19 protein-coding genes and 1 pseudogene are annotated in these 21,145 nt (G+C 46.5%); 13 read left to right on the top strand and 7 right to left on the bottom strand.

Annotated elements, in window-relative coordinates; all coding sequences use genetic code 11:
* Positions 1–24: 24 nt before the first annotated feature.
* Positions 25–474, bottom strand: a complete 450-nt coding sequence (locus tag AK965_RS04590; RefSeq protein ID WP_099078494.1) for a DUF302 domain-containing protein — start codon at positions 472–474, stop codon at positions 25–27.
* Positions 475–706: 232 nt separating this feature from the next.
* On the opposite strand from AK965_RS04590, the gene AK965_RS04585 reads away from it, so the two are divergent.
* From AK965_RS04585 to AK965_RS04575, 3 genes are all read left to right on the top strand, one after another.
* Positions 707–2,689 (top strand): peptidase U32 family protein, encoded by a 1,983-nt coding sequence (locus AK965_RS04585; protein ID WP_099078493.1) that lies wholly within the window; start codon positions 707–709, stop codon positions 2,687–2,689.
* 42 nt (positions 2,690–2,731) lie between these two features.
* Positions 2,732–3,118 (top strand): hypothetical protein, encoded by a 387-nt coding sequence (locus AK965_RS04580; protein WP_099078492.1) that lies wholly within the window; start codon positions 2,732–2,734, stop codon positions 3,116–3,118.
* A 135-nt stretch (positions 3,119–3,253) separates the two neighbouring features.
* Positions 3,254–3,499 (top strand): DUF3297 family protein, encoded by a 246-nt coding sequence (locus AK965_RS04575; RefSeq protein ID WP_099078491.1) that lies wholly within the window; start codon positions 3,254–3,256, stop codon positions 3,497–3,499.
* A gap of 73 nt (positions 3,500–3,572) precedes the next feature.
* Here the strand turns inward: AK965_RS04575 and amrA are convergent, their stop codons facing one another.
* Positions 3,573–4,169 carry an AmmeMemoRadiSam system protein A gene (gene amrA, locus AK965_RS04570; RefSeq protein ID WP_099078490.1) on the bottom strand — a complete coding sequence of 199 codons (597 nt, stop codon included), beginning with the start codon at positions 4,167–4,169 and terminating at the stop codon, positions 3,573–3,575.
* Positions 4,138–4,929 (bottom strand): AmmeMemoRadiSam system protein B, encoded by a 792-nt coding sequence (amrB, locus tag AK965_RS04565; RefSeq protein ID WP_099078489.1) that lies wholly within the window; start codon positions 4,927–4,929, stop codon positions 4,138–4,140. The genes amrA and amrB overlap by 32 nt, the downstream gene beginning before the upstream one ends.
* 82 nt (positions 4,930–5,011) lie before the next feature.
* On the opposite strand from amrB, the gene amrS reads away from it, so the two are divergent.
* From amrS to AK965_RS04515, 10 genes and pseudogenes are all read left to right on the top strand, one after another.
* Positions 5,012–6,103: an AmmeMemoRadiSam system radical SAM enzyme gene (amrS, locus tag AK965_RS04560; RefSeq protein WP_099078488.1), complete on the top strand. Its 1,092-nt coding sequence runs from the start codon at positions 5,012–5,014 to the stop codon at positions 6,101–6,103.
* A 103-nt stretch (positions 6,104–6,206) separates the two neighbouring features.
* Positions 6,207–6,911, top strand: coding sequence for an ABC transporter ATP-binding protein (locus AK965_RS04555; protein ID WP_099078487.1), 705 nt, complete (start codon positions 6,207–6,209; stop codon positions 6,909–6,911).
* Positions 6,886–9,396, top strand: a complete 2,511-nt coding sequence (locus tag AK965_RS04550; RefSeq protein ID WP_099078486.1) for an FtsX-like permease family protein — start codon at positions 6,886–6,888, stop codon at positions 9,394–9,396. Before AK965_RS04555 ends, AK965_RS04550 begins: the two co-directional genes overlap by 26 nt.
* On the top strand, positions 9,396–10,508 hold the full coding sequence (locus AK965_RS04545; RefSeq protein WP_099078485.1) for a lipocalin-like domain-containing protein: 1,113 nt from the start codon (positions 9,396–9,398) through the stop codon (positions 10,506–10,508). Before AK965_RS04550 ends, AK965_RS04545 begins: the two co-directional genes overlap by 1 nt.
* 198 nt (positions 10,509–10,706) lie before the next feature.
* The gene (locus AK965_RS04540) at positions 10,707–10,973 is read left to right on the top strand and encodes a DUF2999 family protein (RefSeq protein WP_099078484.1); all 267 of its coding nucleotides are present in this window, start codon (positions 10,707–10,709) and stop codon (positions 10,971–10,973) included.
* Between the two features lie 314 nt (positions 10,974–11,287).
* Entirely contained in the window at positions 11,288–12,598 is a 1,311-nt protein-coding gene (locus tag AK965_RS04535; protein ID WP_099078483.1) for a trypsin-like serine protease, read from the top strand.
* A 235-nt stretch (positions 12,599–12,833) separates the two neighbouring features.
* Positions 12,834–13,070: pseudogene (locus tag AK965_RS04530) on the top strand (AraC family transcriptional regulator); the annotation flags it as partial.
* Positions 13,071–13,221: 151 nt separating this feature from the next.
* Positions 13,222–13,779: an alkyl hydroperoxide reductase subunit C gene (gene ahpC / locus AK965_RS04525; protein ID WP_005374632.1), complete on the top strand. Its 558-nt coding sequence runs from the start codon at positions 13,222–13,224 to the stop codon at positions 13,777–13,779.
* Positions 13,780–13,949: 170 nt separating this feature from the next.
* A complete protein-coding gene (gene ahpF / locus AK965_RS04520; protein WP_099078482.1) occupies positions 13,950–15,518 on the top strand; it encodes an alkyl hydroperoxide reductase subunit F in 1,569 nt (522 codons plus the stop codon).
* A gap of 581 nt (positions 15,519–16,099) precedes the next feature.
* A complete protein-coding gene (locus AK965_RS04515; protein WP_099078481.1) occupies positions 16,100–16,519 on the top strand; it encodes a VOC family protein in 420 nt (139 codons plus the stop codon).
* A gap of 163 nt (positions 16,520–16,682) precedes the next feature.
* On the opposite strand, the gene AK965_RS04510 is transcribed toward AK965_RS04515, so the two are convergent.
* The 4 genes from AK965_RS04510 to AK965_RS04495 all read right to left on the bottom strand — a co-directional run bounded on the left by AK965_RS04510 (position 16,683) and on the right by AK965_RS04495 (position 20,872).
* Positions 16,683–16,895 (bottom strand): cold-shock protein, encoded by a 213-nt coding sequence (locus AK965_RS04510; protein WP_099078480.1) that lies wholly within the window; start codon positions 16,893–16,895, stop codon positions 16,683–16,685.
* A gap of 537 nt (positions 16,896–17,432) precedes the next feature.
* Positions 17,433–18,839 (bottom strand): aspartate aminotransferase family protein, encoded by a 1,407-nt coding sequence (locus AK965_RS04505; protein ID WP_099078479.1) that lies wholly within the window; start codon positions 18,837–18,839, stop codon positions 17,433–17,435.
* A gap of 245 nt (positions 18,840–19,084) precedes the next feature.
* Entirely contained in the window at positions 19,085–19,573 is a 489-nt protein-coding gene (locus tag AK965_RS04500) for an Lrp/AsnC family transcriptional regulator (protein WP_099078478.1), read from the bottom strand.
* A 111-nt stretch (positions 19,574–19,684) separates the two neighbouring features.
* Positions 19,685–20,872: a M24 family metallopeptidase gene (locus AK965_RS04495; protein ID WP_099078477.1), complete on the bottom strand. Its 1,188-nt coding sequence runs from the start codon at positions 20,870–20,872 to the stop codon at positions 19,685–19,687.
* Positions 20,873–21,145: the final 273 nt, after the last annotated feature.

Below are 21,145 nucleotides of genomic sequence, written 5' to 3'. Positions count from 1 at the left end.
CGGGCTTTGGATCGTCATACACCGCTATTGCGCTGCCGCATTGGTCAGTTGGCCCAACACGCTACTCACTTTCGCTAAGACCTCATCACAACCTTCAATATTGTGCCGCAGCTTAAGGTAATCCGGGTTATTGTAAACAAGCCATGCTTGACCGTGGACATCTTCATACACCAACACTTTTTGCGGTAAGTCGATAGCGACCTCCTGAGAGCAGAGCATCAGCGGCGTCCCTACTTTGGGGTTGCCAAATACGATCACTTCTGTGGGCCTGAGAAGCATGTCTGCTTTGTCCGCATTCTCATGATGATTGATACGCGCAAAAACATTGAGGCCTTTCTCTTGTGCGATAGAAACCAATTTATCGGCGGTATCTTGCACGGAATGCTGACTCGCGACTCGAATCAGGCTCTCTTGCGCCAAGACAGTAAATGAAGCCAATACTGCGGCTAACCCCATGGTGATCACTTTCAACATTTGTTAAGCCTTGCTCTTTGCATAATAACAATACTATAGAGGCCAACCTCTGCCGTTGCGAACTTGAGTGCCTCTCTATTGAAACTCAAGCAACCTCGGGATGCTTGGGTTTCTCAACAGGCAAGATGAGCGTGATTAATTGATTCAGATTAATAAAGTGTTAACTAATTAAGAATAGAAAATGTGAAACCCGTAAAATACGTGCCTATTTTTAGTGAGCAAGAGATAACGAGTGACACGCGATCAATTTGAGTTATTAGCGCCAGGTGGCGATTTAGACTCCATCAAAGCCGCCATTGCTGCCGGTGCCGACGCCATTTACTGTGGTTTAGACCGCTTTAATGCCCGCAACCGTGCAACCAACCTCACCTTAGATAACTTAAATGGTGTGTTAACACTTGCACATCAGCACAACTGTAAGATTTTCCTGACTCTGAACGTGCTGATCCTAGAGAGCGAGATCCCTGCTATCGTTCGCTTGCTCAGTCAATTAAACACCACCACGATTGACGGTGTGATCGTGCAAGATCTCGGCCTTGCCTACATCCTGAAGCATCACTTCCCTGACCTAGATGTGCACGCCTCTACGCAGCTGAACACCCATAACGAAGGGCAAATCTTGTTCCTCAATCAGTTAACAGCAAGCCGCGTAAACCTATCTCGCGAGCTAAACATCGATGAGATCAAACATCTGGCTCAATTTGGTCGTGAGCACGATGTGATGATGGAAGTGTTCGTACACGGATCTTACTGCATTGGTTTTTCAGGGATTTGTTACATCAGCTCGGCACGTAATGGTGCATCCGGTAACCGTGGTCGTTGCAGCCAACCTTGCCGTGAACAGTACGAGACAACCAAAACGGGCAACAGCTACCCGCTCAACATGAAAGACAACTCCGCATTTGGCGATTTACAAGCCCTTGCCGATGCGGGCGTTTACTCGTTGAAAATAGAAGGTCGCATCAAAAAATCCCACTACGTTTACACGGTGGTCGATAACTGGCGTAAACAGATTGATCGCTTGTGCGAAGGCGTAGAACTGTCGAGCGACACCACCGAACTGTACACCGTTTTCAACCGTGATTTCTCCAACGCATTTTTGCAAGGCGATTTCGGTAAAGCGATGTACATCGACAACCCTCGTGACCACGCCGTGAAGCACTTCTCAAAAATCTATAAATGTGAATCCGCAGACGATGTACAAATCGTGAAGAAAAAGCTGTACGACGACAAAACGGCAATCATTGAGAAAGTGACAGAGAAGACGCAATACTTCAACGTGACGGCAACGCAAGTTTCTGGCAGCAGCCTAAAAGGCGCAATTGATGTACCTACCTTGCCTGCCCTGCCTCAACCAGAAGTACGTGAAGGCGCACCGAAACTGTCGGTGTTGGTTTCATCGGTAGAAGACACCGCACTATGCCAATACACGGATGTGGATGTGTATTTTCAGCTACCGATGGGATTATCGGGTGAGCTAAGCGTATTGATCGCGTTATTCTTGGCCAATCCAACGCTCAAACCTTGGTTCCCAGCTATCTTGATTGGCGACGATTACCAAGCAGCGCGTGTATTTCTAGAAACAATAAAGCCAGAACTGTCGATCACCAATAACTCTGGCGTTGGCCTAATCGCACAACAGCTAGGACTCGGTTGGGTGGCTGGCCCGCAAATGAACACGGTGAACTCGTACTCGTTCAAATGCTTGCAAGAAGAGTTTGCCGCCAGCGGTGCATTTGTCTCCAACGAGCTAAACATGAAGCAGATGCGTCATATCAAACGTCCACAATCCATGCGCAGCTACTACAGTATTTACCACCCCAATACACTGCTCACTAGCCGCCAGTGTTTGTTCCAACAGACCGAAGGTTGCCGCAAGATTAAAGTAAACAAGGGCTGCTTGAAGCGTTGTGATAAGCGCACGTCAATCATCAATCTAAAAGACAACCCATATGTGGTGCAAAAGCAGAAAGGCAGCCATAACTCAATCTACAGCGAACACAACGTGTTGAACCTGCAAGTACTGCAAGATTTACCGCAATTGTTTACTGACGTGTTGATAGACTTACGTGATATACAGACAGAAACCAACGTCACTGTAACGAAACCTGAGCTGATTGATGCCTTTAAGGTACTGCTTGCAGAACACAATGCTGAAGCACTAGAAACAATGGTTCACCCAACAGCAAATGCCCAGTATTTGAAAGGTTTGTAAGCGAATCTCTTCCGATTCGCCCGCACAATTTATGGAAGACTTATGCACCCAATGAAACAAGAAACGCTTAACTATTTTGATGATTTGAATTACAGCATCGTTACGCAATCCGAACAGGTTTATGAGTTAAAACAAAACCGGACGGGTTTAACGGTAGAGCTGAACTTCTCTGTACTGAGCAAAGGTAAACTACCAAGGGAATATGAGCAAAAAACCGATAAGAAGCTCTATTTCCTTGATATCACTGATATCGAAAGCATCGGATTCGAAACTCTCGAGCCTTTTGCTATCGGATTAGGTGAGCATTGTTCTATGGTGGTGTTTGAAGAAGAGTTCTTCGAGCAAAGCATGAAAGAGATTTGGATGTTCTTGTCTAACGACCCTCGCGATCGCGATGTGTTCAACAACAGTAAATTCTATAAACCTTAAAATAACCATGCATGGGCGTGTTATAAAACGTTACACAAGGAAAGGTTGTACAATGTAGTACTGACACTTCTTGAACACTCGCCGTGCACTGACTACAATAGCGCACATTTTTTACGGACTTCAAGGTCACATAACATGACAGATACAACTAAACCAGCTCTACCAGATCACCTAGCAGGCAACCCACGTAGCCCATTCTTTGTTAAAGAATGCTTCGAGCACCAAATCGGTATCCGTTTTAACGGCCAAGAGCGTACTGACGTTGAAGAATACTGCATCAGTGAAGGTTGGGTAAAAATCGCGTCTCCTAAAGCAAAAGACCGTTTCGGTAACCCAATGCTGATCAAACTAAAAGGTACGGTTGAAGCGTACTACGTGTAAGCGACCTAAACAGCTAAAAGCCTGAGACCCGTCTCAGGCTTTTTTACCTATATCGATCGCTTTCTTTACGCCCCTAACATTCCCCTACGAACGCCCCCTCAATACTATCCACCACAAACGTTTTTACCACCATATCGTCATCCCAAAACGAGGCCGGCCAACCCGCTTTGCGTTTCAGTTGCTGAACAAAATCAATAGGGCTCGGTAGTTGATCCCACACTTGCGGTAAAAAGAGCGCGCGTTGATGCTGATAAGACAAAATGAGCCCCACCTTGTGCTTAGCGAGGTAATCCATCAGTGCTTGTTCAGATGCCACCTCCAGTCTCTCTGGTTGCGACAACACTGACACTTCAATCGACAAATGCGGGAGCTGTCGTTTCGTCAACGGCGCAAAGCGTGAATCCTCAAATGCGCTTGCTAACGTCTTATCATAAACATCAAGAGCAAGAGGCCCCTGTGCGACGATACTGCCAATACAACCCTGAAGCTCACCAAACACTTTTAAGGTCACAAAGCTCGCGCCCAGTTCACGTAATCGAGGCAGGCACTCGCCCAGATTGGGCGGCAGCACGGGCTCATCAGAAAAACTGAGCTGAATGGTATCATTTGCGATGTTGAGCAGTTGGGTGAGTTCATCCTTATTGAGGATCTGAGACGAGATAACTGACATAACCTACCACGCGGTGTTGGTCTCCGAGATCGGTATCACCGGAGTTGATTAAACGAGTTCGTGTTAATTCATAACCCCTCTGTTTTGCGAGCAATAACAGGGCATTGATTGCTGTTGAACCACAAGCCTGCTCTGGAGCAATGGACGATTGGAACGCTTCTATCTGTTCACAAGTACGGCGATCAAGTGCTTGTGCCTGCGCGTAAGAGTGGTAATGGCTTAAATCACTGCTGACGACTAGCAAACTATCATCGTTACGCCAAATAGGATCGATAAGCTCGGCCACTCTGGCGGGAGAAACTTGACTGGTCAATATCGGCAAAATGGTGAACGCCCCAAGATACGTTTGCAATAGCGGCAACTGTACTTCGAGGCAATGCTCCATCTCATGCGCTTCATCGGATAGCACGACATCATCCTCTAATGCCAATTTTTGTTGCCAAGGGATATCTATCGGAATGTTCCCTAAGGGGGTCGCAAAGTAATCCACATTCGGTAATGCGCTGCCCTGAAAAGCAAAATGATGGCTAGGGCCAAGCAAAATCACCCGCTTAATACGCTCGGATTGTGCTTTCAAGTAGCGAAAAGCCTCTGCGGCCACCTTCCCCGAAAAAACGTACCCCGCATGGGGTACCACCAAGGCTCTGATGGAGTGAGGGAATTCGGGCGCGTCTCGCTCCCACTGTTGAATGGTGGTGCTTAATTGCTGTTGTGAGTGAGGATAAAAGTGTCCTGCAACGGCTGGAGGACGAACATTCATAGCAGTGACCTTATAAAACTCGTAATGGGAGACAAAGTGCCATACTTAATTATAGGAACAGAATTCAGTTTGGGTGATCACGATGCAACCATCTCCACAACAACCCCCAGAGTTTTATCCAACCCGATACTGGCACCAACTCGGTGATGGTCGAGTGATTTGCGATTTGTGCCCAAGACGTTGCCGATTACGGGAAGATAAGCGTGGCGCATGCTTTGTACGTCTGGCACACAATGGCGAAATCGCACTCACCAGTTACGGGCGATCCAGTGGTTTTTGCATTGATCCTGTAGAGAAAAAGCCACTCAATCATTTTTACCCTGGCAGTTCGGTGCTCTCTTTTGGCACAGCTGGCTGTAATTTAAGCTGTAAGTTTTGTCAAAATTGGCACATTAGCAAATCACGCCAAATTGATACTCTGGGTTCCTGTGCCATGCCAGATCAAATTGCCCAAGCCGCTCAGCGTCACGGCTGTGAAAGTATTGCATTTACTTACAATGATCCGGTCATTTTCATGGAATACGCCGTTGATACCGCCCAAGCTTGCCATGAATTGGGTATATCTAGCGTTGCCGTGACGGCTGGCTATATCTGCGACAAACCAAGAACGGAGTTCTTTCGTTATATGGACGCCGCTAATGTTGATCTAAAAGCCTTTACCGAGCGCTTTTACCATAAGATCTGCAGTGGCCACTTAGCGCCAGTACTCGATACCCTACTTTACCTACAACATGAAACCGATGTGTGGTTTGAAATTACCACACTGCTGATCCCCGGGGAGAACGACAGCACCTCCGAGTTGGAGGCCCTCACTCGTTGGGTGTGCGACAACTTAGGCTGTGATGTGCCGATTCATTTCAGTGCCTTTCATCCCGATTTCAAAATGTTGGATAAACCACAAACACCGATCAGTACCATTCAAAAAGCCAGAGAAATCGCACTCAAAAATGGTCTTAACTACGCTTATGTCGGCAATGTGTACGATGAGGAAGGGGACAGCACCTATTGCCCACATTGTAAGAAGAAGGTGCTAGCAAGAAATTGGTATCAGCTTGGCGATCGCCACTTAACCGATGACGGTAAGTGTGAGTACTGTGGTTACCAACTCGCCGGCCGCTTTGCTCCTCTCAAGAAACCATTTGGACGGCATAGGATCCCCATCTCAATACGATAGCTTATCTCTTAGCAGGGCAACCTATTAATGGCTAAGTATTGAGCGATATAGCCCGGCAATGCGTAAGATAATCGTCGATAACCCAGGTTTACATGGAGGTAAAATGGAAAGCCCGCTTGTTGTACTAAAGCACGCGACAAAGAGTTTTGTGGATGGCAAGGAGACCCATCACGTATTAAATGGCCTCGATTTTTCGCTGCTTCCCAGCGCAAGCATCGCACTCACTGGCGCCAGTGGTAGTGGCAAAAGCACGTTACTCAATATCATTGCCGGCTTTGAACCACTCACGAGTGGAGAGTTGCTGTTGAGTGGGCACAACACCGCAACATGGAAAGATCCACAATGGAGCCGCTTTCGATACCAGCAACTCGGCGTGGTCTTTCAGCAATTCAATCTATTAACGCCACTAAACGTAAAGCAAAATATCGCCTTCCCTCTCAACCTAAACCAGCAACCTTGGAATGATTGGTGTGATCATCTTGTGGGCGCGCTTGGCATCAGCCAACTGCTCAGTCGGCACGTCTCTTCCTTATCCGGTGGACAACAACAACGCGTGGCCATCGCTCGAGCATTGGCGCATCAACCTCAGCTTTTACTGGCTGACGAACCGACCGGAAACCTCGACCAAAAAGCAGGATTAGAGGTAATGCAACTGCTTACCGAGATCGCTAGCCAAGGCAACACCGCCATTATATTAGTGACCCACAGCTTAGAGTGTGCCGACTTTATGCAGGCTCGCTGTCACTTGCAAAATGGCCACCTTTTCACCGCTCCTTTGAATCATGAGTCGCAGCATGAATCCTACTAGGCTCATACACACGAAACTCACCCTCCAATTGTTTGCTGCTCATTATCGACAAGCGCCACTTCAGGCTGCCGCCATTTTGATTGGCATCGTGCTTGCGGTGACCTTATTTGTTGCAGTGCAAGCCATTAACCTCAATGCTAAACGTAGCTATGCCCAGTCCACAGAACAGCTCAGTATTCAAGCGCAAAACCTGATCATTCCCCCAGCAGGTCAACGATATTTGTCAGAGTCACTCTACTTCTCACTGCGTCACAAGGGATTAAGCGCGGCATTGCCCATCATTGAAGGACGCGTTCGCGATGAACAAGGCCGCCGCTGGTCAGTGCAAGGCAGTGAGTTAGTCGCCGCCATTACGTCTCGCCTTCGCTCTGCAGCAGACAACAAGAGAGCAGAGGATCCACAACCCATTTCACTTTCCAGCGATGCACTTCCATTGGCCCAATTAATGGCGGGAGAACCCATCGTGATGATGAGCCAATCACAACATCAAAGCGTTGGTGAAGCCGAGTACCTCACTCTGGACAGCGTGGAAACCAAAGTCACTGTCCTACCTGATGAATGGCAGTTAGGTAGCCGAATGCTAATGGATATTGGCTTTGCACAACGGTTACTGAACAAGCAAGGTAAGCTCAGTTACATTGCAGTTTTTGATACGGGTAAGGACACGCAAGCAAAATGGCAGAACCTGATTGGCGAGCAAGGGCAATGGATCACCAATACCCAAAGCACAGACCTTGGTTCCCTGACCGACAGCTTTCATCTCAATCTGACAGCAATGAGCTTATTGGCGTTTTTGGTTGGCTTATTTATCGCTTACAACGGCGTGAAATACAGCTTGCTCAAACGCAATCGTCTGTTAGTTCAAATCCAGCAAGCTGGTGTTGCTCCTATGATTGTGTTCTCCGCACTGCTGATTGAATTAACCATGTTGGTGACGATCGGCGCGACACTTGGCTTCGTTTTAGGCATGCAACTGAGCCATTGGCTCCACCCCACAGTGGCCCTGACGTTAGAACAGCTTTACGGTGCAACCTTACTGCCTGGGACTTGGCAGTGGCAATGGTGGGCGCAGGCTCTGATACTCACTTTAGCCGCCACGCTACTCGCCTGTTGGCAGCACTTTAAACAGCGTGTTCGCCAACCGCTTTCTTCTCATGGAGGCTTTTACCAAACGCCAGAAAACGCCAACGAAAACCAACTGTTTGTCGTTGGCATTGTGCTAACTCTGTTGTCATTCACCGGATTATGGCTAAGCGAACATCACCGTTTTACCATGGTTTGGGTGGGAGTGTTGGTAATATCCATTCCGCTTTATCTTCCTAAAACCCTTAGCGTATTGGCGCAATGGAGCGAACAACGCACCACATCAGGCTTACTCAAATATCTGTTTGCCGAGCTACGTGAACTGATTTCTCCACTCTCACTCGCCATGATGGCATTACTTCTCGCCATCACCGCTAACATGGCCATGAACACCCTTGTCGGCAGCTTCGAATCCACCTTAAAACAGTGGCTCGAACAAAGACTGCATGCCGATATTTTTGTCAGCCCGTCCCAAAAAGATATCGCCAATGTTGAGCGCGCATTAGAGCAATTCAACAACGTCGAACGAGTCTATAAACAGTATTATGTTGATGACAACTTGCAAGGCTTGCCGATATTACTCGGCACCAAAGACACCGCCACCTTAGAGCAGACCATGGTGTTTCAATCGCACGTTCCTAATTTCTGGCCGCTCTTTTATCAAGGGAAGTTAGTCGCAATAAGTGAACCGACGGCCGTAAAACTCGGATTGTCACTAGGGGAGGAACTCAATCTCACATCAGTGAAAAATACTAACCTCACTATTGGGGCTATTTTCCATGACTACGGTTCACCCAATGGTGAAGTACTCATTGCACCGAGTTTATGGCGTAAAAGTGGCTTTACGGATTTGCCCACCAGCCTTGGTATCAAGGTCACTGGCGATCAACAAACCGCATACGACCAAATACGTGATCAACTCAATCTGCACCCAAGTCAGCTCTACGATCAAGCGCAAATCAAATCCATCGCCTTAGCGATCTTCTCGCAAACTTTTGCCATTACTCGCGCATTAAATGGGGTCACTTTACTGGTAGCAATGATCGGCCTGTTCAGTGCCTGTTTTATGTTGCTTGATGCTCGAAAGGCCGCAGTGGCAAGGTTGTATGCTTTAGGCGTCAACCGTCGAAAGTTGATGGCAATGGCCATCGGCCAAATCGTGGCTTTGGTGGCGTTTACGCTCGTTATAGCCTTACCTTTAGGTGCGATGGTTGGCTATGTGCTCACTGATATTGTCACCTTGCGAGCTTTTGGCTGGAGCTTGAATTACCTATGGAGTTGGAGTGACGCACTCAGTATCGCCGCCATCACTATTTTGGTTGCTGTGATTGCCACCTTGATCCCACTTTGGCGCTTGGTGAGCAAACCGGTCGTGTCCAGTTTACAGAGCGAGGTATTGTGATGAATCAATCAGTAAAAGCGGCGGCTTTCCTCCTTGGCTCTTTATCACTGATCGGCTGTGAAGAGTCACCACCGCAAAACATGGGAGCATTAATGAACGGAAGTGACGCTCAAACCGAGGATGGCCAATTTACTCCAGTAGTGAAAGGCACCGAACTCACGTTCCCTGCCGATCATCAGGCACACAACGATTTTCGCCATGAGTGGTGGTATTTAACCGCGAATCTAATCGATGAAGATGGCAATCCACTCGGCCTACAGTGGACACAGTTTCGTTTTGCAACCTCACCTCAAGCTGAAAGCAGCAACACCGATAACGCCAGTGCATGGCAAAGTCAGCAGATCTACATGGCGCACAGTGCTGTTACAACCAAAGACAAACATTACGCCGATGAAAAATGGTCTCGCGGCCACAAACAACTGGCAGGCATAGAAGGCGCACCGTTCAGAGCTTTCCTTGATAACTGGCAATGGCACTCACAAACTGACGACCTATTCCCTGCCAATTTAAAGGTCGATTCAAGTCTGTTTAGCTACTCATTAAATCTTACCAGCTCTGCACCTTATCAAAAACAGGGCGTTCAAGGCTACAGCACCAAAAGTGCAAATGGTCAGGTCGCATCGTATTATTATAGCCAACCATTTATTGATGTTTCAGGCGAAGTCACCATTGATGGAAAAACGCACCAAGTGTCCGGCAAAGGTTGGATTGACCGAGAATGGAGCTCACAATTCTTACTCGATTCGCAACAAGGTTGGGATTGGTTTGCGTTGAGGTTGAGTGACAAAACCAGTTTGGTGACGTTCCAACTGCGTGATTCAATAACGGGTGAAGCAAGCTATTCCAACGCAAGATTGATGCAGAAAGACGGTTCTGGCATTGCCATTAAGCAAAAAGACATCCGCTTAAAGTCGACCAAGCAAACGGAAATTCAAGGACACCGTTATCCAACGGAATGGCAAATATCCATTCCAACTCAACAAATTGAAGTGACGGTTTCAGCACTGAACCCCAATGCAAAGATGCCGCTTTCTGTGCCTTATTGGGAAGGTCCGGTACGCATTAAAGGCACTCATTCTGGAACGGGATATATGGAACTGACAGGATATTGAAAATTGTGACATTTCACCCATTAGGGGAATTGATAGCGATTATGTTGAAGAGCAGTCGTATACCCAAGTGACTTCAAGAAGCAGGATTCAGAGCAAATCGCCTTGGATATGTATCCTCGCTAATGTTCCTAGTTCACCCCAGCAAAACCAAGTGATAAACTCGGCCTCTATTTCATTGAATGATTAAAAGGAAATGTGATGAACCCGATTCTTGCAATGCTGAAAGAGAACAACATCAGTGATGAGAAGATCCATGAGATTTTTCAGACTCTAACGCAGAACCCTTTTGCAGCAATGGCAACAATCAGTCAACTAGGTTTGCCTCAAGATAAATTGCAGATGTTGATGGCGCAAGTCATGCAAAACCCTACGCTAATTAAAGAAGCAGTCGAAGAGTTGGGATTGGATTTCTCAAAAGTTGAAGAGGCAAAAGAGAAGCTTCAGAGCAACAACCTGAACAGCTAAGCTTTTTGCGCTAATAATAATCGAAAGGCCGTTAGAATCCTCAGTTTGAGGATCTTAGCGGCTTTTTTGATCGCTTCCCCCAGATAAAACGAAGAAATCCAGCTCAATAGTTCCTTATCAAACTCATTCTCTCGTGAAATGGCTCTGGCTTCCCTCTGCAGCATGTGTACTTTATTTGAGAATGCTCACATTCTTTACTTGACAAAATGGCTACATAATAATTACAGCTCGCAAACACCCCCTCATTAGTCAATAATCAAACCATATGCAATATGTTTAACTATTGACAATACAAATACTAAGGAAGTGCTCAGATGAAATGGATTTTATTGGTGCTATGCATTGTTTCGCTGCCCACAAAAGCAATTTTTCTAGGGGAAGAAGTTGAAGAAAACTTCGATTTCATGGCGTCTGTCCGCTCAAGTGTCTTTGCCGAGGATCACGCCTGTGGCGGAATCATCTTAACAGAGCGCTGGATTCTGACGGCAGCCCACTGTTTGGTTGCTTCGCAATCGAGTCTGGAGGGGTCTACCGACAACCCAGAGGATTTCACACTGTATGATGTAGCAAAACCAAAAGAAATATCGGTTACGGTTGGACAGAGAGACCTTAATGCTGTTGAGATTGCGGATATTTTTAATGTTACTCATGTCGTGATCCACCCAGACTATCACCCCCTAATGACAACATCAAAAGATTACCCAACGGATGACTCGGCAGATGACTCAGCAGATGAATCTATGGATGAGTCGGGAGATGGGAATACCTCAGAAGAGCAACTAGTAACGACCGCCTATCAAAATGATATTGCCCTGCTTTACGTTGAACGCCCAATCCCTATCACGCCTAACATAGAACTCGTTGATAGCGAAGTTTATCAAAAGCTAATGGCTCTGGATGAAGAGTGGGATCCGGCAGCACCAGTGCCTAATGTCATGGTTGCGGGCTGGGGAACTGGAGAAAAAGATACAGTATTAAAACAAACAAGAATTTCTTACCTTCCTATCGAAGTGTGTTTTGAACGCTTAGAGTCGGCAGAGGATCTACCAAAATACATTGCTTCTCCTTTTGATGCATCCAAGTTGTGTACGCTTCCTACGGAACTCGAAAACATTGGCGACAATGCATACGGAAATGGCGCATGCGTGGGCGATACTGGCGGGCCATTACTCTATCAAGCAGATGATCAAAATTTCTTAGTCGGCATTATTAGTGCCGGACCTATCATCAACTCAGTTTGTAGCTCTGTTACCCTCCCAACATGGTACACCAATGTAAACACTTATCTGGATTGGCTGTCTGGCTATTTGTCAGCACCACAACCACCAAAAGAAGTCGTATCCAAGCCTAACTTCATTTTGTTGCAAGAAGAAGAAAGTGAAGACGCCACGGACACAGAAGGTGATTCTGACACCGAAGCCGGAGGTAACGAAGATGACTCGTCGGTAAATGATGAGCAGTGTGATTCCGACGGCAATTTTGTTATTGGCTCCACCGAAGGAACATTTGCCTGTGAGTCAGAAGAAAGTGGCGGTGCAATCAATTGGCTCTATGCTCTATTACTAGTGCTGTCTAGAAGATTCTGGCTACGTCATGTCAAAAAGCCGAGTGCACCATCAAAATAAACTCACGGCACGGCTAACTGGAGACCGACATGACTTAGCTCTTACAGCTCCTGCCCGGTTAATTTTGTCCAATTCAAAGGCCGCTATCTCCTCAGTTTGAGGGCCATTAGCGGCCTTTTTATTACCTGATAATCATAGTCGCTCTCAACGTCTCACTTCTTATTTTGACTCTGCATGGCTATGCGGTAGGCTTTGAGCTTAGAAAACGGGATGAATAGACCAAGGAAATACTGCAATGCGCATCGATTATCACCAACGGCTGATTCCTGTGATTCGTTACTTGGAACAGAATTTCAATGAGCCATTAAACCTGCCAGAAGTGGCCGCGCTGGCGAACCTGTCTCAATATCATTTTCACCGTACCTTTAAAGCCGTGCAGGAAGAGACGTTAGCAGATTTCATCGGGCGGTTGCGCTTAGAAGCCGCTGCGGATGAGTTGTTCAAATCCAAACAATCGGTACTTAACATCGCCTCTCCTTACATCGAAACGACCTATCAAGTTAAATAGGAAATGGCTATCAATAGGATAGTTACAAGCGATTTTCCTTAAACACACTCCGATGAGAATATACTTTCCGAAAGCAACAACAACTCAGCTTAAAACATTCAAAGGAAAGTAAATTATGATTAATACTCAAATTAAACCATTTGCAGCTACAGCGTACAAAAACGGCGAATTCGTTGAAGTAACAGAACAAGACGTTCTAGGTAAATGGGCAGTATTCTTCTTCTACCCAGCAGACTTTACGTTTGTATGTCCAACAGAACTGGGCGACCTAGCAGACCACTACGAAGAACTACAAAAACGTGGAGTAGAAGTTTACTCAGTATCAACTGATACACACTTCACTCACAAAGCATGGCATGACAGCTCAGACACTATCGGTAAGATTCAGTACTACATGCTTGGCGACCAAACAGGCAACATCACAAACAACTTCGGTGTGATGCGTGAAGGTCAAGGTCTTGCAGACCGTGCAACGTTCCTAATCGACCCAGAAGGTACTATCCAAGCAATGGAAATCACTGCTGAAGGTATCGGCCGTGACGCAGAAGACCTACTACGAAAAGTGAAAGCAGCTCAATACGTAGCAGCGCACCCAGGCGAAGTTTGCCCAGCTAAATGGAAAGAAGGTGAAGAGACATTAGCTCCATCACTAGACCTAGTTGGCAAAATCTAAGCCACTGAAATTTAAGTTCTAATCAGTTCCGATTTCCTTTTTCTGATTAGAACTGAATAAGAGAGCACTTCAGGTTAGATACCTTGACGACCTTCTGCCTGATTTGCTCTCTCCCCCTCAGGTTTTATCTACAGTAACCACTTTTTAATATTTTTAAGGTAGTAACAGCTATGTTAGACCAAGCGATCCAACAACAACTCAAACAATATCTGGCTAATGTAAAAGAAGAAGTTCGTTTAGTGGTTAGTCTAGATGAAAGCAAAGCATCGAAGGATATTCTATCTCTAGCGAACCAAATCGCAGAGATGAGCGACCTAATCACCGTTGAACGTGACGACAACACAAGCGCACGTAAACCAGTGATGGCGGTAACTAACCCAGCAAAAGGTACAGCACTACGCTTTGCAGGATTGCCAATGGGTCACGAATTTACCTCTCTCGTATTGGCACTGCTTCACTCTGGCGGTCACCCAATCAAACTAGAGCAGGAAGTCATCGAGCAAATCGCAGCACTAGACAAAGAGCTAGACGTAGAAATCTTCATTTCACTGTCGTGTCAAAACTGTCCGGACGTGGTTCAAGCGTTCAACATGATGGCGGCGATCAATCCGAAAGTAAAAGCAACCATGATCGACGGTGGTTTGTTCCAAGATGAAGTGAAGAAGCGTGACATCATGGCAGTACCAAGCGTATTCGTGAACGGTGAGCTATTCGGTCAAGGTCGTATGTCTCTGACTGAAATCCTAAACAAAGTGGATGACGGCGCGAGCGAGAAAGCCGCGAAAGCACTGAGCGAAAAAGACCCATACGACGTACTTGTTGTCGGCGGTGGTCCTGGTGGTAGCGCAGCTGCTCTATACGCCGCTCGTAAAGGTATTCGTACTGGCGTTGTCGCTAAACGCTTTGGTGGTCAGGTTATGGACACCATGGCAATTGAGAACTTCATTTCGGTAAAACGCACTGAAGGTCCAAAACTGGCAACTGACCTAGCAGAACACCTAAAAGAATACGACGTAGACGTCGTGACTGAACAACAAGCAGAGAAGCTGATGGGCGCTGCACACACAGAAGATGGTTTGATTCATATTCAACTTGAAAGCGGCGCAACGCTGAAGAGTAAGAGTGTCATCCTTAGCCCTGGTGCACGCTGGCGTGAAATGAACGTTCCGGGTGAGCAAGAGTACCGCAACAAAGGCGTCGCGTACTGCCCACACTGTGACGGTCCATTGTTCAAAGGCAAGAAAACCGCGGTTATCGGTGGTGGTAACTCAGGCATCGAAGCCGCTATCGACCTTGCTGGTATCGTAGAACACGTAACGGTTCTTGAATTCGCAGACGTACTTCGTGCAGACCAAGTGCTTATCGACAAAGCGAATTCACTACCAAACGTAGACATCATTACGATGGCACAAACCACAGAAGTCGTGGGTGACGGCACTCGCGTAACCAGCTTGAAGTACAAAGACCGCAACACAGATGAAATCCAAGAGATCGAACTGTCAGGTATCTTTGTCCAAATCGGTCTAGTGCCAAACACCGAATGGCTAAAAGATTCAGAAGTAGCGCTATCTGAGCGTGGCGAAATTGAAGTCGGTAGCCGTGGCGATACTAGCCTAGAAGGTGTCTTCGCAGCGGGTGACGCTACAACCGTTCCTTACAAACAGATCATCATTGCGATGGGGGAAGGTGCAAAAGCAAGCTTAGGCGCATTTGACTACCTGATCCGTAAGCAAGGTTAATCTCCAGTTTCTTAAGCACAAAGCGCACGGTGCTGTGTTTTCTTCCCTGGAAAACCAATCGGGGCACCGTGACAGCGATGAGTAACAAGAAATAAATGCAAAAACCTAGAAGCCCAAAAACTTTGCCAGCAGATATTAACTGCTGGCTTTTTTTGTTTCTTGATGAAATCATATTATATTCAAATAGATACCGCACCCAAGCTCCATATAACGTCATATGGGAAAGAAACCGGAAAAACTGATCCAGCCCACATGATTTGTCCCATTCAAACCACCAGCATCACTGCACGCTTCAAGCAGATTCTGAATACTCGCTTTGGCTCTTTCAGAATGACATCGCGAGTCCTATGCTCAATCCCACTGCGTCATTCCGTACAGCGACGAAGGAGCATGATACGGAATCTACTTACCGCAAGCATCTGTAAAAACAATTCGCAAAAGGCCATAACAAGCAATAGTTTGAACCAAATCGCAAGTACATAATCCATTCAACATAAAAAAATGAAAAAGCCCTTTACCTCCACTTAACTTGAGGTTTTAACCTATTCTTCGTTGGTTAAAAAATGACAAAGGAGCAAACCATGATCCAACTCGAACATGTGAACTTAGTGGTTAAGGACATCCCTGAAATGTTAAAGTTTTACCAAGCGGCATTTCCACATTGGTATGTGCGTGACGAAGGCAAAGGCGAATGGAGCGGAAAACCAAGAAACTGGATCCACTTTGGTGATGAGTACCAATACATTGCGATGAGCGATCATGGCGAAGGGAAGAATCGCGATCTAAGCGGTTATCAAGTCGGGCTAGCGCATTTCGCGTATGTGACCAACGACATTGATGGCGTGACGAAAAGACTGGTTGAAGCAGGTTATCAAATTGCCAACCCCGGCGCTGAAGAACCATACCGTAAGAACGTCTATTTTGTTGACCCTTCAGGCTTTGAAATCGAATTTGTCGAATACCTTTCAGACGACCCAAAGCTGCGTAACTTATCGAACTGAAACAATAGGTAGATTCGGCTCACTATCCCTCCTCTTATATTCAACATCGACGATGCCAAAATACTGGGCTCGAAGGGGAGGATTGCTATACGACAGATACAAAAAAGGCCGCTAATAATAAGCGACCTTCTATATTCTTTTAAGCTTACACAGCTTCGCCTAATTAAAGAGCGATAACGTTGCTAGCTTGTGGGCCTTTTTGACCTTGTTCAACTTCGAAAGACACTTTTTGGCCTTCTTTCAGAGTTTTGAAACCTTCAGAAGCGATAGAACGGAAGTGAACGAATACGTCAGCGCCGCCGTTATCTTGAGTGATGAAACCGAAGCCTTTCTCTTCGTTGAACCATTTTACGATACCAGTATTTGAATTAGACATGTTATGCCCCTATTAGTTTATTTTGAGTAAAAGTTCATTATTAACAATATGTTAATGAGTTGAATTATATCATGATACGCTAAAATAAAAGGGAAACATCTAACTACAAAAATGGTTATTTCGTAGTGGAAGCTTTACTTGTACTTGATGCTGCATTTAATAACTCTTTGAACAACTGCGCGGTATACTAGCAGAAGCATAAATTTCATACAACTACTTTTTTACTTTTTCAATGAATCCTAACTTCTTTAGCTCTACAAGGGCTAAGTAACTCACTCGAGCACGCCTAACACGCGATCTTCTTTCACTAAATCAAACTTTTTCCGTCACCTAAATCACTTTAGAGAAAAAGTCTGACATCGCTAGTAGAAGCAGTAACCATCGGTGTCCTTCTGGCCCCAATGGTAAACAACGTGTGTGTACCCTAGCCCTCTGCTTCCAAATATAGGATCAGTTTTAGCACTTGTCACCCCTTCCAATTTATAACTAACCTCGAGATGCGTGATTCAGTGAGAATGCGTTGCTTGTACGACCACTTTATTTCGGCTGCCACTGATTCGAGGTAACCAAACGATCCATCACTTTGCTGATTGCTTGATGGGCTTTATCAATCATCATATCGATGTCTGCACGAGTAGTAATCAACGGCGGTGCAAAGCCAAGAATATCGCCATGTGGCATGGCACGGGCAATTAAACCTTGCTCTAGACAAGCGGCGGCGATTTGGGAACCCACTTTCAAGTTTGGATCGAAATGTTCACGATTGCGCTTATTTGCAGAGAACTCTAAGGCATGCAACATGCCCACACCACGAGAGTCCCCCACCAGCGGATGGTCACTGAATGTGTCGGCCATTCGTTGCTGTAAATAGGCCCCGACTTCTGCGGCGTTACTCACTAAGCCCTCTCGCTCAATGATGTCTAAATTGCAGTTTGCCGCTGCCGCTCCCATTGGATGACCGGAATAGGTGTAACCATGACCGATTGCTCCCCATTGTTCAGTTCCGTTTTCGAGTACATGCCACACTCGCTCACCAACTATCACTCCAGATAACGGTTGGTAGGCCGATGTAAGCCCTTTCGCGACTGTCATCAAATCCGGTTTCATATCATAATGTATCGAGCCAAAACTCGCGCCAAGACGACCAAAGCCGCACACCACTTCATCGGCAATTAAAAGCACATCATATTTATCTAATACTTTACGGATTGCCGGCCAATAGCCTCGCGGAGGTGGCACTATTCCTCCCGTTCCCAGCACAGGTTCTGCAATCATCGCGGCAACGGTGTCTGGCCCTTCTGCAAGAATCCGTGTTTCAAGTTGATCAGCACAATACTGCGAAAAATCTAACTCAGATAAGCTCTCATCTTCTCGGCGATAATAGTAAGGGGCAAGCGTATGTTTGATCCGGTCTAGTGGCAGGTCAAAGTGCGCATGAAAAAGGGGGAGTCCGGTCATCGAACCAGAAGCAATGCTAGAGCCGTGATAACCACGATCGCGTGAGATGATTTTTTTCTTCTCTGGTCGTCCACGCACATTGTTGTAATACCACACCAGTTTAAGCTGAGTTTCATTGGCATCACTTCCTGACATGCCATAATAGACTCTGCTCATGCCCTCTGGTGCCATTTTAATGATGCGATCAGAGAGTTTAACCAGTGCTTCGTTGGTGTGCCCCACATAGGTATGGTAATACGCCAATTGCTTTGCCTGCTCATAAATGGCCTCTGCCATTTCTAGTCGGCCATAACCGATATTGACACAATACAATCCAGCAAAACCGTCTATTAACTCCGTTCCTTCTGAGTCGGTGATACGAATGCCGCTTGCACCTGTGATGATTCTCCCCGGCAATTCCCCACAGGCATATTGCTTTAGATGCGTTGAGGCGTGAAATACGCGTTGACGATCGATATCCAATAGTTGTTGCGTTTTGTCATTCATGATTTTCCCCTTGCGCCTTCACGCAGCCGTGAGAACTTACGACTCCTTTAAATACTCAGATGTATCGATCATTATGGTATCGATACCCATATGAATGAGTACTCAAAGTCATAGAAATCCGACATATAGATACACTGTAGAGGAGGAAATATTCCGAATATTTCTGATGACGCCAAAGAGGAGGACAAAACTTTCTGTTTAAGAGGAAAATACATGCATTTTTTTCTGCACACCGTTACGCGAGGCTAACCATTTAAAGTGAGCGAGTTTGGATTGATGTCTAAAGAGACAGAATGGCTTTTAATGGTTTTCGTCACGATGTAGGTAAAGTAGCGTTCAATGCCGACTTCTGAATCTAACCAGTTATCGATCAACCGTTGGTATTGATCAATGTCTTCCGATTGAACTTTGAGGATATAATCGATGCCGCCGCCAGTGGCGTAACAATCTGTCACCTCTGGGGTATGTTGTACCAGTTGTTCAAAGCGTCTGAAGGCTTGGGCGCTATGTTCTTTTAGCGTCACTTCAACCATCACTGAGGTGTGTTTAAACAACACATCCGTATTTACTTTTGCTCCGTAACCTTCAATGATACCAGCCTCTTCGAGCTTTTTGACACGCTCCCAGCAGGGGCTGACTGACAGGTTAATCGCTTCGGCAAGGTGGGATTTGGTAATGCGCCCATTATCATGAAGAATTTGTAGAATTTTAACGTCATAACGATCAAGACGCATGGTTACCCCTCCTTATCATGGGAGTATAAGTGTTGTTCATCACCGTCTTCGCCCATCACTACAACCCTCTTCTTCCCTACTTTTCTGCGGCTCAAGTTGAATGAAGTGACTCTAATGTTTAATGAATAAGTGGCGAGGGAAATCACACAAGGTTTTTGCGCCCTCTTTTGTGATCACAATACTCTCTGTGGTTTCTAATCCCCAGTCCTCAAACCATAACCCCGGCATAAAGTGGAATGTCATGCCTTCTTCAAGGGGTGTCCCATCGGTGTCTCGTAAACTCATGGTTCGCTCGCCCCAGTCTGGCGGGTAGCTCAAGCCGATAGGGTATCCGCAGCGCGCTCCCTCGCGTGAGAACCCCGCCTTGTCCAGAACCTGATTGAGTGCATTGGCGATATCTGCGCAGGTGTTTCCTAGTTTCGCAACTTCCAACCCCGCTTCAATACCACGTGTCAGCGCTTCGTCGGCGCGCTTAAATTTGTCATCGGGTTCACCCAAAAAAATAGTACGAGAAAGCGGGCAATGGTAGCGGCGGTGAGCCCCAGCGATTTCAAAGAAGGTGCCTTCCCCTTTTTGAAACGGCCGGTCATCCCAGGTCAGATGCGGCGCAGAGGCGTCAGAACCGGAGGGCAATAACGGCACAATGGCGGTGTAATCGCCAAAATGTTCTTCATGGCCAAGTACCGCTTGTCGGTTAATTTCAGCCACGAGGTGGTGCTTTGGCAGGCCAGGTTCAATCATCTCAAACGCGACCCGGTGCATGTTCTCGACAATACGCGCCGCGCGATACATATACGCTAACTCTTGATCCGATTTTACAGCGCGGCACCAGTTCACTAAGCCTGTTGCATCTAATAATCGAGCATTAGGTAGGTGAGTGGTCAGCGATTCGTAAGCCGTGGCACTGAAGTAGTAATTATCTTTTTCCACACCGATACGGCCGCGATCCCAAAGCCTTGGCTCGAGTACGCCCTCAACTAAGCAATCCATCGGATGGAGCGGTGGGTTCATCACATAGTGATCGGGATAGTAGGTTATATTCTCCGCTGACATATACGCTGTTCGATATGCCCCGTTAGCATCTTGACAACGCCCAAACCAAACAGGCTCTCCCGTCGTTGCCACCACCACGCATTGAGGCACATAGAAAGACCAACCGTCATACCCGGTTAACCACGCCATATTCGACGGGTCGTGGATGATCAAAAGATCCAGTTCCTGCTCTTCCATCGATAACCGAACTTTCGTTAGCCGATCCTGGAACTCATCCAGTGAAAAATGCAAAGCAACGCCTCTCATGCTTTCTCCTTACGAAAAGTCCAACGCCTTAAGGCCTTCGGAGACGTTGAGGTATTTCTACCTTTGGGCCAGTTGATTCCACCAGCCTGCCGTACTCATGCCACTCACCACTGCGTTATCACGAAACTCATTTCAGGGGGTGCTATTACCCTCCCTTGCTATATACAAACATGTCAATAACTCCAATTATGGTGCATTTTTTGTAATTGCACTGAATATAAAAAGAAAAAACAAATAGGCTGATAAAAGTGACGAGCGAACAAGGGAAAACGA

Origin of the sequence: Vibrio sp. PID17_43 (assembly GCF_002608565.1) — a bacterium.
Taxonomy (GTDB): domain Bacteria; phylum Pseudomonadota; class Gammaproteobacteria; order Enterobacterales; family Vibrionaceae; genus Vibrio.
This window is presented reverse-complemented; position numbering and strand designations above follow the sequence as displayed.

Bases quoted from the DNA above. Each gene is read 5' to 3' on its own strand.
- AK965_RS04555 (WP_099078487.1), top strand. From the start codon at position 6,207: ATGGAAAGCCCGCTTGTTGTACTAAAGCACGCGACAAAGAGTTTTGTG.
- amrS (WP_099078488.1), top strand. From the start codon at position 5,012: ATGCAACCATCTCCACAACAACCCCCAGAGTTTTATCCAACCCGATAC.
- AK965_RS04500 (WP_099078478.1), bottom strand. From the start codon at position 19,573: ATGCGTCTTGATCGTTATGACGTTAAAATTCTACAAATTCTTCATGAT.
- ahpC (WP_005374632.1), top strand. From the start codon at position 13,222: ATGATTAATACTCAAATTAAACCATTTGCAGCTACAGCGTACAAAAAC.
- AK965_RS04540 (WP_099078484.1), top strand. From the start codon at position 10,707: ATGAACCCGATTCTTGCAATGCTGAAAGAGAACAACATCAGTGATGAG.
- ahpF (WP_099078482.1), top strand. From the start codon at position 13,950: ATGTTAGACCAAGCGATCCAACAACAACTCAAACAATATCTGGCTAAT.
- AK965_RS04505 (WP_099078479.1), bottom strand. From the start codon at position 18,839: ATGAATGACAAAACGCAACAACTATTGGATATCGATCGTCAACGCGTA.
- AK965_RS04580 (WP_099078492.1), top strand. From the start codon at position 2,732: ATGCACCCAATGAAACAAGAAACGCTTAACTATTTTGATGATTTGAAT.
- AK965_RS04590 (WP_099078494.1), bottom strand. From the start codon at position 474: ATGTTGAAAGTGATCACCATGGGGTTAGCCGCAGTATTGGCTTCATTT.
- AK965_RS04495 (WP_099078477.1), bottom strand. From the start codon at position 20,872: ATGAGAGGCGTTGCTTTGCATTTTTCACTGGATGAGTTCCAGGATCGG.
- amrB (WP_099078489.1), bottom strand. From the start codon at position 4,929: ATGAATGTTCGTCCTCCAGCCGTTGCAGGACACTTTTATCCTCACTCA.
- AK965_RS04515 (WP_099078481.1), top strand. From the start codon at position 16,100: ATGATCCAACTCGAACATGTGAACTTAGTGGTTAAGGACATCCCTGAA.
- amrA (WP_099078490.1), bottom strand. From the start codon at position 4,169: ATGTCAGTTATCTCGTCTCAGATCCTCAATAAGGATGAACTCACCCAA.
- AK965_RS04545 (WP_099078485.1), top strand. From the start codon at position 9,396: ATGAATCAATCAGTAAAAGCGGCGGCTTTCCTCCTTGGCTCTTTATCA.
- AK965_RS04535 (WP_099078483.1), top strand. From the start codon at position 11,288: ATGAAATGGATTTTATTGGTGCTATGCATTGTTTCGCTGCCCACAAAA.
- AK965_RS04550 (WP_099078486.1), top strand. From the start codon at position 6,886: ATGAGTCGCAGCATGAATCCTACTAGGCTCATACACACGAAACTCACC.
- AK965_RS04510 (WP_099078480.1), bottom strand. From the start codon at position 16,895: ATGTCTAATTCAAATACTGGTATCGTAAAATGGTTCAACGAAGAGAAA.
- AK965_RS04575 (WP_099078491.1), top strand. From the start codon at position 3,254: ATGACAGATACAACTAAACCAGCTCTACCAGATCACCTAGCAGGCAAC.